Genomic DNA, 13,889 nt, shown 5'->3' on the forward strand with positions numbered 1-13,889 from the left:
CATCACTTTCAGCTTGGTTATAATCCCTAACAAGAGTTATACAGTTGTCATGTGGTATCTATGCAAATCTCGGATTCTCTCAAACAAAAAGCAGAAAAATGCGGTATCGCGCTTTCTCATTATGATATTGATGGACATCTTATTTTCGCAGATGAAAAGACGGTTTCAACTTTTGTTGAGCTTTTGCAACCTCGGCCAAAAGCGAAAGGACAGTTTGACGATGTACTGGCTGCATTTGAAAATGAACCGATTGATTATCGACTCAATCGTCTAGATTTGCCGCCTGCCAGTGAATATCGTTATCAGCTGATTGATGAATCTAATGCTATTCTGTTAGAAAAAACACTTTCAAATTTATCCGCACTTTCCTTACCGCCACTTCCTTTTGGCTATTACCAATTATCTATTTTTTCTGATACTGAACAGTACCGCGTTCGTTTACTTATTTCTCCTAAAACAGCTTTTCAACCACCCGTATTAAAAAATAAAAAAGTGTGGGGCGTGAATGTGCAACTTTACAGTTTACGCTCAGAACAAAACTGGGGCATTGGAGATTTTGGTGATTTAGCCACTTTGATTGAACAAAGTGCAAAACAAGGCGCAGATTATGTGGGAATTAATCCATTACATTTGCCGTATCCTGCCGTGCCAAAATGGGCTAGTCCTTATAGTTCATCCTCTCGTCGTTGGTTGAATTTTTTATATTTGGCGATTCCAAAGTTACCAGAATTTAAGCGTTGCTGTTCAGTGCAAAATTGGTTTAAGCGTGAGGATATTCAAGCAAAAATAGGCGCTTTGCGTGAAAGTGATTGCGTCGATTATTCTTCAATATTGGTTTTAAAATTAACCGCACTTGAGTCCCTGTTTGATTTCTTTCAACGTAGTCAATCTGTTGAAATTACGACGCGTCGAAAAATCTTTGCTGATTATTTAAAAAACAAAGGTGAACCTTTGTTGTTACAGGGCTTATTTAATGTATTAGATTTACAAGAACACGCTGACCATCAAGCAGAAGAAAATACTATTGGTTGGCTTGGCTGGCGTAAGGAATGGCAACATTTAAGTGCGGCAAAAAGAAAAGCCCTATTAAAAACACACCATGAGCAAATCCAATTTTTTGCTTGGTTGCAATGGCTCACGGAAGAACAACTTTCCGCATTACAAAATCTTTGTAAACAATCTGGTATGAAGTTGGGCATTTATGGCGATTTAGCGGTGAATAGTTCTCGTGGTAGTGCTGATGTATGGAGCGATCCTGATTTATATTGTGTAAATGCCTCTATTGGTGCGCCACCTGATCCGTTAGGCCCTGTCGGACAAAATTGGAATTTGCCACCTTATAATCCAACGGTGCTAAAAGCACGTGGCTTTGCACCATTTATCGATATGCTACGTGCCAATATGCAATATTTTGGTGTGCTTCGCATCGATCATGTTATGGGCTTATTTCGTTTGTGGTGGATTCCAGAAGGAAAAACCGCGGCTGATGGCGGTTATGTACATTATCCTTTTGATGAATTAATGGCGATTCTTGCCATTGAAAGTGTACGCAATGAATGTTTGATTATCGGTGAAGATCTCGGCACCGTGCCTGATGAAGTGCGGTGGAAATTAAACGAGTTTCAAATTTTCTCTTATTTTGTATTGTATTTCGCCCAACGAAATGGCGAATTTCCTCGTATATCTGATTATCCTCGAAATGCTTATGCCACTATTGGCACGCATGATGTTCCCTCATTACAAAGTTTTTGGCATTGCCGTGATTTAGAATTATTTAATCAACTCGGTATTTTGAATGGGGAAGTGCTCAAGCAAAAATACGATCAACGCGTCATGGATAAACAAGCCTTATTAAATAGTTTACATCGTGATAATTATTTACCGCCGCATTATGAAGGTGATGCACTTTCTATGGCGATGCACGATCATTTAAACCGAATGATCCATCGTTATTTAGCGGAAAGTAACAGCCGATTGATTGGTGTGCAATTAGAAAATTTACTTAGCCAAGAAATTAGTTTTAATTTGCCGGGCACATCAAATGAATACCCAAACTGGTGCAAGAAACTTGCTCAACCGTTAGCGTTTATTTTTAGCAATGAAGCTTTAAAAACGTTCTTTGTGCAAATTAACCAAGGGCGAAATGTATAAGGAGTAAATATGACAACCGCAGTAACACAAGCAATTATTGATGGTTTTTTTGATGCGAGCAATGGCGATCCTTTTGCTACGCTTGGTATGCACGAAACCGAGCAAGGAATTGAAATCCGTACGTTGTTGCCAGATGCCAATCGAGTTGTGGTGGTTGAACGTGAAAGTGGTAAAGAAATAACGGAACTGGATTGTGTCGATGAGCGTGGCTTTTTTGTCGGTGTTATTCCAAATTGTCGTCATTTTTTTGCTTATCAATTACAGGTTTTTTGGGGCAATGAATCGCAAATAGTCGAAGATCCTTATCGTTTTCATCCTATGATTGATGATTTAGAACAATGGCTACTTTCTGAAGGCTCTATGCTTCGCCCATATGAAGTGCTTGGTGCGCATTTTATGGAATGTGATGGTGTGAGCGGGGTGAATTTCCGCTTATGGGCACCTAATGCAAGACGAGTTTCTATTGTGGGTGATTTCAACTATTGGGATGGTCGCCGTCATCCTATGCGTTTTCATCTAAAAAGTGGTGTTTGGGAGCTATTTTTACCAAAAGCCAGTTTAGGACAGCTCTATAAGTTTGAATTAATTGATTGTCATGGCAATCTTCGTTTGAAAGCCGATCCCTTTGCCTTTAGTTCGCAACTTCGCCCTGATACAGCATCGCAAGTGAGTGCATTGCCAAATGTGGTGGAAATGACGGAACAACGTCGTCAAGCAAATCAAGCGAATCAACCGATTTCCATTTATGAAGTGCATTTAGGATCTTGGCGTCGTAATTTAGAAAACAATTTTTGGCTAGATTACGATCAAATTGCTGATGAATTAATTCCTTATGTAAAAGATATGGGCTTCACCCATATAGAATTTTTACCGCTTTCTGAATTTCCATTTGATGGTTCTTGGGGCTATCAACCACTCGGACTTTATTCGCCAACCAGTCGCTTTGGTTCACCTCAGGCATTCCGCCGTCTAGTAAAACGCGCACATGATGCGGGAATTAATGTGATTTTAGATTGGGTGCCAGGTCATTTCCCAAGTGATACCCATGGTTTAGTCGCATTTGATGGCACCGCTTTATATGAGCATGAAGACCCTCGCGAAGGCTATCATCAAGATTGGAATACCTTGATTTATAACTATGGGCGTAATGAGGTCAAAAATTTCTTATCCAGTAATGCATTGTATTGGCTTGAACGCTTTGGTGTAGATGGTATTCGCGTGGATGCCGTGGCTTCTATGATTTACCGCGATTACAGCCGTGCGGAAGGGGAGTGGATTCCAAATCAATATGGTGGACGCGAAAACTTAGAAGCCATTGAATTTTTAAAACATACCAACTGGAAAATTCACAGCGAAATGGCGGGGGCAATTTCTATTGCGGAGGAATCTACCTCTTTTGCTGGCGTGACTCACCCGAGTGAAAACGGTGGGTTGGGATTTAATTTTAAATGGAATATGGGCTGGATGAACGATACGCTCGCCTATATGCAGCTTGACCCAATTTACCGCCAATATCATCACAATAAAATGACTTTTGGGATGATGTATCAATACAGTGAAAATTTTGTGCTACCGCTTTCCCATGATGAGGTGGTGCATGGCAAATATTCGCTCCTCGATAAAATGCCAGGAGACGCATGGCAAAAATTTGCGAACTTACGTGCTTACTACGGTTATATGTGGGGGCATCCGGGTAAAAAATTGCTTTTTATGGGGAATGAATTTGCTCAAGGTCGTGAGTGGAATTACGAAGAAAGTTTGGACTGGTTCTTGCTTGATGAAAATATCGGTGGTGGCTGGCATAAAGGCGTTTTGAAATTAGTAAAAGACTTGAATCATATTTACCGAGAAAACTTACCGCTCTTTGAATTGGATTATTCACCTGAAGGCTTTGATTGGCTTGTCGTTGATGATGCGGCAAATTCTGTATTTGCTTTTGAGCGTCGCAGCTCAAATGGTGAGCGCATTATTGTCATCAGTAACTTCACCCCTGTGCCTCGCCATAATTACCGTATTGGGGTAAATGTTACAGGCACTTATGAAGAAATTCTGAATACTGATTCTATGTATTATCAAGGCTCTAACGTGGGCAATTTTGGCTATGTAACAAGTGAAGAAATTGAAAGCCATGGACGAGAAAATTCTATTTCGATTTCTATTCCACCATTGGCGACAGTTTATTTGAAATACAATTTGTAAGATATGTTTACGATTTATAACAACGGCAAACCAGCGCCAATGGGCTATTCAATATTTACCGAGAATGGCGTGAAGGTGACTAATTTTGCACTATTCTCTGCTGCGGCGAGTGGTGTGGAACTTTGCCTGTTTGATGGGGATAAGGAAACTCGCTTTCCTATGGTTCGCACAAATAATGTATGGCATTTATCTGTAGCAGGCGTTGAGGTTGGGGCAGAATATGGATTCCGCATTCATGGTGAACATGCCAATCCGAATAAATTAATGCTCGATCCTTATGCAAAAGCGGTGAATGGTAAACCAGATTTAACTACTGAAGAAAGTCGTTCTTGGTTCTTGATGAATGATCATCGCGATAATGCTCATATTGCGCCAAGAGCGGTGATTATTTCAGAAGATTTTGATTGGGAAAATGATACCGCATCCAATACACCTTGGGCGGAAACCATTGTGTATGAATTGCACGTTAAAGGTTTTAGTCAACTTAACGACAAGATTCCTGCTGAATTACGGGGTACCTATACGGGCTTAAGTCATCCTATCAATTTAGCTTATTTAAAAGAATTAGGTGTGACTACTGTGGAATTGCTGCCTGTAAATTTCTATATAAATGAACCGCACTTACAGGCACGAGGCTTACAAAATTATTGGGGATACAATCCCTTAGCCATGTTTGCGGTGGAACCTAAATATGCGGCAACAAATAATCCATTATCTGAATTTAAAGCGATGGTGAAGGCGTTTCACAAAGCGGGTATTGAAGTTATTTTAGACGTGGTATTTAACCATTCCGCAGAATCAGAGCAAACTTATCCCACATTCTGCCAGCGTGGTATTGATGATCAAACTTACTATTGGCGCAACGATCAAGGGAGTTATATCAATTGGACAGGCTGCGGCAATATGCTCAATTTATCCTCTGATGTAGGGCGAAAATGGGTCGTAGATTGTTTACGTTATTGGGTTGAACACTGTCATGTTGATGGTTTTCGATTTGATTTAGCCTCCGTAATCGGGCGTGATACACCTGATTTTAATGCACAAGCTCAGCTTTTTACTGATATAAAAAATGAACCAAGTTTACAAAATATTAAATTGATTGCAGAGCCTTGGGATATAGGGCATTACGGTTATCAAGTCGGGAATTTCCCAAATTATTTTGCGGAATGGAATGATCGTTTTCGTGATGATCTTTGCCGTTTTTGGTTATGGAAAAGTGGTGAAATCGGCGCATTTGCAGAACGCTTTGCAGGTTCGAGCGATTTATTTAAGAAAAATGATCGCTTGCCACACACAACGCTTAATTTTATTACTGCTCATGATGGTTTCGTCATGCAAGATTTGGTGAGTTATAACCAAAAACATAACGAAGCGAATGGCGAAGAAAATCGTGATGGTCGCAATGAAAATTACAGTTATAACCATGGGGTAGAAGGTTCTACTGAATCCCTTTCTGAACCGCAAAAAAGTGCGGTGGAAAATAACCGCACTTTTGCACAAAGCGGATTATTAATGAGTTTATTGCTTGCAAATGGTACACCTATGCTTTTGGCGGGCGATGAGTTCGGCAACACTCAATATGGTAATAATAATGCCTATTGCCAAGATAACGAAATTACTTGGCTTAAATGGGCAATTTTTAACAAGGAATTATTTGAACTTACCAAGCAAACGATTGCAGCGCGTAAGCAAATTGGTAGTTTAAACCGGAATCAATGGTGGTCAGGTGACAATGTGCAATGGCTTAACATTCACGGTAACCAGATGACAGTTGACGATTGGCAAAATCAACAAACCAAAGCATTACAAGTAGTTTTAGATAAGCATTGTCTTTTATTGATTAATGCCAAAGCCGAAGGACAGGTATTTCACTTACCTGATGGAAAATGGAAACCTCAAATTGGCACACATAATTTAACCCTCGATGCACAACAAGCAGAGCTTAGCTCAATGGGCTTTTGTATGCTGAGTGACGAATAACTATAAGACTATGGAGATCCTTATGAAAGCTGGCGACCTTAACAAATATGATTTAGTTAAAAATACTTTGGTGCTTATTCTTGCAGGTGGACGTGGTTCACGCTTGCATGAACTTACGGATAAACGTGCAAAACCCGCCCTTTATTTTGGTGGTAACCGTCGTATTATTGACTTTGCACTTTCTAATTGTATTAACTCTGGTTTGAACCGAATTGGGGTAGTGACTCAATACGCGGCACACTCTTTACTTCGTCATTTGCAAACTGGTTGGTCTTTCTTACCACAAGAAAAAGGGGAGTTTGTTGATATGCTTCCCGCACGCCAACAAATTGATGATTCAACTTGGTATCGTGGTACGGCGGATGCTGTTTATCAAAATATGGCGATTATTCGTGATCACTATCGCCCTAAATATGTTTTAATTTTGGCGGGTGACCATATTTACAAACAAGACTATAGCGTCATGTTGATGGATCATGTGAACAGCGGTGCAAAATGTACGGTGGGTTGTATTGAAGTACCACGCTCTGAAGCACATGAATTTGGTGTCATGGCGGTAAACGAAAATTTAAAAGTCAAAGCCTTTGTTGAAAAACCAAAAGATCCACCGGCAATGGTAGGTAAACCTGATATTTCACTCGCATCAATGGGGATTTATGTGTTTGATGCGGATTATCTTTACAAAATGTTGGAGAGAGAGGTCAATACACCACAAACTAGCCACGATTTTGGTAAAGATGTATTACCAAAATGTTTAGCAGAAGAAACCCTTTATGCGCATCCTTTCAGCCGTTCTTGCATGGGACGTAATACTGAAGGTGAAATTTATTGGCGTGATGTGGGTACATTAGATAGCTTCTGGCAATCTAATATTGATTTAGTATCTGAAAATCCACAGCTTGATATTTATGATCAAAGTTGGCCAATTCGCGGTAATCCAATTCAAGCTTACCCGTCAAAATTCTTCTACAAAAATTCAAATGTTCATCCAGTCGATAATTCTTTAATTGGTGGTGGTTGTGTGATTACTGATGCCTCTATCAGTAATTCCGTGCTATTCGATCGCGTTAAAATTGATGCTTTCTCAAAAGTGGATCATTGCGTGGTATTGCCACAAGTTAAAATCGGTAAGAATTGTATATTGAAAAACTGTATTCTCGACCGTGAATGTATCATTCCCGATGGTATGGAAATTGGTGTGAATATGGAAGAAGATAAAAAACGATTCCGTATCAGTTCAACAGGTAAAGTTATTCTAGTTACCCCGAAAATGCTGAAAAAATTAGAAGGGGAAGAAGTCGTATCTGAAGAGCATTTAGACTAATGATGAAAAGTGCGGTGAATTTTGACCGCACTTTATAACCCCCTCTTTTCTAAAGAGGGGAGTTGATCGAGCATTATTTATGTTTTATAGGGAAAATAAAAATTAAATGAAAGTTTTACACGTTTGCTCTGAATTTTATCCTCTCCTTAAAACAGGCGGTTTAGCCGATGTTTTAGGAGCTTTGCCACAAGCCCAAAATCAAATAGGGCTTGATGCACGCATTTTATTGCCTGCGTATCCAGCGATTTCTGCAGGTATTTCTAATACACAAGTTGTGGCTGAATTTGATAATTTTGCGGGACATGTGGTGTTGCGCTATGGCGAATATAATGGTGTGGGTGTTTATTTAATCGATGCGCCACATTTATATGCGCGTGAGGGGAATCCATATCACGATTGTTACTACAATGATTATGGTGATAACTATAAACGTTTTGCCTTACTTGGTTGGGTTGGCGCTGAATTATCCACTGGTTTAGATAGCTGGTGGCGTGCGGATGTGGTTCATGCTCATGATTGGCATGCAGGTTTATGTGCCGCGTACTTATTTAATAAAGGCCGCCCAGCAAAATCTGTATTTACAATCCATAATTTAGCGTATCAAGGACAATTCCATTATCAGCATTTATTTGAAATTGGATTACCAGCAGGCATGTTTAATGTTGATGGTTTAGAGTTATTTGGGCAGATTTCCTATTTAAAAGCAGGCTTATTTTACTCCGGTGCCAGCACTGCAGTGAGCCCGACGTATGCTAAAGAGATTACAACACCTGAATTTGCCTATGGCTTAGAAGGTTTACTTTCTGGTTTAAAATCTCAAGGGCGTTTAGTGGGGATTCTTAATGGGGTAGATGAAAATATTTGGCATCCAAATGCCGATCAATATATTCAGCATCGTTATAAATTGAAACATATGGCAGGTAAAAAACAGAATAAAGCTGAACTGCAAGCTTATTTTAATTTACCGCAAGATGAAAATGCATTGGCATTTGTGATGGTAACCCGCTTAACCGAGCAAAAAGGCGTGGATTTATTGATTGAAAGTGCGGATGAAATTGTAAAACAAGGTGGCCAGTTGATGATTTTAGGTTCCGGCGCACCGCACTTTGAACAAGGTATTCGTGAGCTTGCTGAACGTTATCCACAAAATGTTGCAGTCAAAATTGGTTACGATGAAACACTGTCACATTTATTAGTGGCTGGTGGTGATGTGATTTTAGTGCCAAGCCGTTTTGAGCCTTGTGGCTTAACACAACTTTATGGTTTGCAATATGGCACACTTCCTCTTGTTCGTAAAACGGGTGGTTTAGCCGATACGGTGGTGGATAGCACACCAGAAAATATTAAAGATCGCACGGCAACGGGTTTTGTGTTTGAGCAAGCGACAGCTGAAGATTTACGCAGAAGCATTCAACAAGCGTTTGATATTTGGAAAAAACCGAGAGTGTGGTCAGCATTGCGAGCGAATGCGATGACACAAGATTTCAGCTGGCGTAAAGCAGCAGAACAATATCGTGCGCTTTATGAACGTTTGTAGTTTTATTTATAAACGTTAAGAGTAATAGTCTGTTTGTAGATTATTGTTGCAAGCTCTGTGATTATGCTTGTTTTTCGACAAGATAAGCATAAAATTTGAACGAATTTATTAGAGGTATAAAGGTTCTCGGATACAAAGAGCGGTCTATTTCGATTGATTTTTTGAAATGTGCGTGAATTTTTAAATCAACATCTCTTTTATTATAGATAATTTTTTAACATTCAAACCGAGGTTTTACTTATGATAATGGATAATTTTGATTCTCCATTCCTATACAATCGCCCACAAATGACTGTTGAGGCAATCAAAAAATCAATTGTTTATAAGCTTATTTTTTTAATTGGTCGATCACCGCGTGAAGCGAGCCAACGCGATTGGCTTAACGCAACACTCCACGCTGTGCGTGACTTAGTAACAGAGGGTTGGATCACTACTGCGCGTCAAACACGAGCGGAAGATTCTCGCCGTGTTTACTACCTTTCAATGGAATTCTTAATTGGACGTACCCTTTCTAATGCTATGATCGCAGAAGGTATTTATGGATTAGCACAAGAAGCCTTGTCTGAATTAAATGTCGATTTAGAAGAAGTTTTAGAAAAAGAAGTTGATCCTGGCTTGGGTAATGGCGGTTTAGGTCGTTTAGCAGCTTGTTTTATGGATTCGATTGCGACTCTTGGTTTACCAGGTATGGGTTACGGTATTCGTTATGAATATGGTATGTTCCGCCAAAAAATCGAAAATGGTCAGCAAGTCGAGCGCCCAGATGCATGGCTTGAAAAAGGTGCACCTTGGGAGTTCATTCGTCCATCTAAACGCTTTACCGTAGAATTTGGTGGAAACATTCATTTCGAAGGCAAAAAATGTATTTGGCAAGATACCGAAAAAGTGACCGCACTTGCTTACGACCAAATGATTCCAGGTTATCAAAACAATTCTGCAGCAACATTACGCTTATGGTCTGCTCATGCAGGTGAAGTCTTTAATCTTGCAGACTTTAACCGCGGTGAACACTTAGCGGCATTAGAAGAACACTCCGCAAATAAAAACTTATCACGCGTACTTTATCCTGATGATTCTACTTGGAATGGTCGTGAATTGCGTTTACGTCAAGAGTATTTCTTAGTATCAGCATCACTTCAAGATATTTTACGTCGTCACAAACGTACCCACGATAGCCTTGAAAACTTGGCAGATAAAGTGGCGATCCACTTAAATGATACCCACCCAGCTTTAGCAATTCCTGAATTAATGCGAATTTTAGTGGACGACGAAGGTTTTGAATGGAAAAAAGCTTGGGAGATGACGCGTAACATTTTCTCTTACACCTGCCATACTTTAATGTCAGAAGCATTAGAAACTTGGCCAGTGGAAATGATGGCAAAAATTTTGCCACGTCACTTACAGATGATTTTTGAAATCAATGATCATTTCTTAGAGTATGTTCGTTCTTACGTCACCACGGATAACGATTTTATTCGTCGAGTTTCATTGATTGAAGAAGGTTATCAACGTAAAGTGCGTATGGGATGGCTATCTGTTGTGGGTTCACACAAAATTAACGGTGTGGCAGAAATTCATTCTGATTTAATGGTGACTTCAACCTTTGCAGATTTTGCTCGTATTTTCCCAGAACGCTTTACCAATGTAACGAACGGTATTACCCCTCGTCGTTGGTTAGCCGTTGCGAATCCTCAATTGGCAGACTTATTCGATAAATACATTGGTTCAGAATGGCGTTGTGATTTAAGTCAAATTGAAAAACTTAAACCATTTACGCAAGAAAAAGCATTTAAAGAAGCGATTGCGGATATTAAATTTGCGAATAAAGTGAAATTGGCGGAATACGTGAAATCTGAATTAGGTGTTGAACTTGATCCACATGCGTTATTTGATGTTCAAGTCAAACGTATTCACGAATATAAACGTCAAATGTTGAACGTATTGCATATTATTGCTCGCTACAATGAAATGCTTGCTCATCCTGAAAAAGATTGGCAACCGCGTGTATTTATTTTAGCTGGTAAAGCAGCTTCGGCTTATTATGCAGCGAAACAAACAATCCATTTAATTAATGATGTGGCGAATGTAATCAACAACGATGAGCGTTTGAAAGGCCGTTTAAAAGTTGTATTTATTCCAAATTACAGCGTAAGCCTTGCCCAGTTGATTATTCCAGCAGCGGATATTTCAGAGCAAATTTCACTTGCAGGTACAGAGGCTTCTGGCACCAGTAATATGAAGTTTGCCTTAAATGGCGCATTGACACTCGGTACACTTGACGGTGCGAACGTGGAGATCTTGGAAAACGTGGGTGAAGATAATATCTTTATTTTCGGTAACACAGTGGAACAAGTTGAGCAACTTCGTCGAGAAGGGTATCGCTCGTTTGAATATTATCAAAATGATGCTCAATTACGCACAGTCGTGGATCAAATCATTGAAGGTAAATTCTCACCAGAAGATCCTCAACGTTATCATCAACTATTACAAGGTTTGCAATACCACGATTATTATCAAGCTTTCGCTGATTTCCGTAGTTATGTAGAAACTCAAAAAGCCGTAGATGAAAAATACAAACAACGCGACCAATGGATTGAAAGCACCATTCAAAATATTGTGAATATGGGCTTCTTCTCATCTGACCGCACGATTAAAGAGTATGCAGAGAGAATTTGGAAAGTTGAGTCAGTTCAATTAGGTGATTAATTTTATATTAATAGCCAATAAATAAGTTATCTGCATCAAGCCCGAGTTTGATGCAGATTTTTTATATTTAAACTAATGAAAAATAACAGAAATTACCGATGTAAACTTTATGGTCTTTTTAAATAGATTTTGATATCTTATCAACCATAATTTATTAATAACTTTATCTTTAGGGTAACAATGAAAAAATCCTCACACTTTTTTCTTTCTAGTTTATTATTTATTTCACCTTTTGGTTTTTCAGCGCCAAGCTCACCAAATACCAATTTAGAAAAACAAATCGATGCTAAACAACAGAGGCAACAAGCGGAACAAGATGCAGCGATTTTAGCCCAGCAAACACAATCCGCAAATGTGCGTTTAGAGGGGGAAAAAGAAGCCTCTCTAGGCTTTCCACAGAATGAAGCACAATGTTTTACTATCAATCAATTGGTGCTGACCGATTATCAAGCTGAAGAAGAAAATTCACCAGCCTCTTCCCTTAAATTAATCCAACCAAGCCGATTCTCTTGGGCATTAAAGTCTGTTTATGCTGAGAGTGATTTTGCGCTGCCTGCTTGTATTAGCTCTGAGGGGATTAACGTATTACTTCGCCGTATTCAAAATCGCTTAATTGATTTGGGTTATGTCACTACCCGCGTGGTGATAGAGCCGCAGGATTTACGTTCAGGTATGCTCGTGTTAACCGTGATTCCAGGTAAAGTAGGCCGTATTCAATTACAAGACCAAAGTGCGATTCCGTTTGCGACCCGTGGTACCTTGTGGTTTGCCATGCCAATGGCGCAAGGGGATATATTAAATATTCGCAATATTGAACAAGGTTTAGAAAACTTAAAACGTGTACCGAGTGCTGATGCGAATATGGAGCTAGTACCAACGGATGCGGTAGGTGAAACCGATGTGGTGATTGCTTATAAGCAAAGCTTACCTTTTCATTTGACTTTGGGCTTAGATGATTCAGGCAGTAAAGCTACGGGGCGTTTACAGGGTTCAGCCACGTTTTCTTGGGATAACGTGCTAACACTTAATGATATGTTCTATATCAGCGGTACGCGCAGCTTTAAACGTGATAGCGATGATGCGGAAGGGGATTATGGCAGTAAAAATGTTAGCCTCTATTATTCTATTCCTTGGAAGAATTACCTCTTAACCCTTTCGGGTTCAAAATATTCTTATCACCAAACGGTGGCGGGGGCATTTGAGTCTTATACCTATTCGGGCGAAAGCCAGCAAATGAAAGCGAATTTAAGCCGTTTATTATCGCGTGGAAGTCTTTATAAAACCTATGTGAATGCCGCGTTATGGACGAAAAAATCGCATAACTACATCAATGACACCGAAATTGAAGTACAGCGTCGTCGAACTGCTGGTTGGGAAGTGGGACTTAATCATACTCAGTATATTGGTAATGCAACGTTACAACTTAGTACGAATTACAAACGTGGTACGGGTGGGAATAAATCCTTACCCGCTCCGGAAGAAGAGTTTGGCGAAGGGACTTCCCGTATGCAGATTTTTACGGCAGGCATTGATTTTACCTACCCTTTCACTATCGGCAATCAGCCTTTTCGCTTTAACACTAGCTGGAATGGACAATGGAACGGCACACCTTTAACACAACAAGATAAATTTAGTATTGGTGGTCGTTATACCGTACGCGGATTTGATGGCGAGCTATCACTTTCCGGTGAAAAAGGTTGGTTATGGCGAAATGAGCTAGGTTGGAATATCGCCAATAAGGGACATGAGCTTTATTTAGGGATTGACCGAGGTAAAGTGCACTCCAGCCAAGAAGAGCTTCAAATTGGTGATAGCTTAATGGGTGGTGCAATTGGACTTCGCGGCAAACTATGGGGCATTAACTATGATTATTTTGTGGGGGTTCCAATTAAAAAACCAGAAGGATTTAGAACCAGTCATGTGACAACCGGATTTAATGTGAGCTACCGTTTTTAATGCTTATGCTTTCAGATTAGTGAATGAATTAAAACT

Annotated in this window: 7 protein-coding genes; all 7 read left to right on the top strand. The window is 39.8% G+C overall.

Annotated features, from left to right (window positions below; all coding sequences use genetic code 11):
- The first annotated feature begins 60 nt into the window (after positions 1-60).
- The 7 genes from malQ to KP713_RS00760 all read left to right on the top strand — a co-directional run bounded on the left by malQ (position 61) and on the right by KP713_RS00760 (position 13,853).
- On the top strand, positions 61-2,151 hold the full coding sequence (gene malQ, locus KP713_RS00730; protein ID WP_215769562.1) for a 4-alpha-glucanotransferase: 2,091 nt from the start codon (positions 61-63) through the stop codon (positions 2,149-2,151).
- A 9-nt stretch (positions 2,152-2,160) separates the two neighbouring features.
- Positions 2,161-4,350, top strand: coding sequence for a 1,4-alpha-glucan branching protein GlgB (glgB, locus tag KP713_RS00735; protein WP_215769563.1), 2,190 nt, complete (start codon positions 2,161-2,163; stop codon positions 4,348-4,350).
- Between the two features lie 3 nt (positions 4,351-4,353).
- Positions 4,354-6,330, top strand: coding sequence for a glycogen debranching protein GlgX (gene glgX / locus KP713_RS00740; protein ID WP_215769564.1), 1,977 nt, complete (start codon positions 4,354-4,356; stop codon positions 6,328-6,330).
- A gap of 22 nt (positions 6,331-6,352) precedes the next feature.
- The gene (gene glgC, locus KP713_RS00745) at positions 6,353-7,654 is read left to right on the top strand and encodes a glucose-1-phosphate adenylyltransferase (RefSeq protein WP_046949815.1); all 1,302 of its coding nucleotides are present in this window, start codon (positions 6,353-6,355) and stop codon (positions 7,652-7,654) included.
- A gap of 106 nt (positions 7,655-7,760) precedes the next feature.
- Positions 7,761-9,191 carry a glycogen synthase GlgA gene (gene glgA, locus KP713_RS00750; RefSeq protein ID WP_215769565.1) on the top strand — a complete coding sequence of 477 codons (1,431 nt, stop codon included), beginning with the start codon at positions 7,761-7,763 and terminating at the stop codon, positions 9,189-9,191.
- Between the two features lie 240 nt (positions 9,192-9,431).
- The gene (locus tag KP713_RS00755; protein WP_215769566.1) at positions 9,432-11,897 is read left to right on the top strand and encodes a glycogen/starch/alpha-glucan phosphorylase; all 2,466 of its coding nucleotides are present in this window, start codon (positions 9,432-9,434) and stop codon (positions 11,895-11,897) included.
- Positions 11,898-12,077: 180 nt separating this feature from the next.
- Positions 12,078-13,853: a ShlB/FhaC/HecB family hemolysin secretion/activation protein gene (locus KP713_RS00760; RefSeq protein WP_215769567.1), complete on the top strand. Its 1,776-nt coding sequence runs from the start codon at positions 12,078-12,080 to the stop codon at positions 13,851-13,853.
- Positions 13,854-13,889: the final 36 nt, after the last annotated feature.

Source organism: Haemophilus sp. SZY H36 (assembly GCF_018829625.1).
In the GTDB taxonomy this organism is placed as follows: domain Bacteria; phylum Pseudomonadota; class Gammaproteobacteria; order Enterobacterales; family Pasteurellaceae; genus Haemophilus; species Haemophilus haemolyticus_K.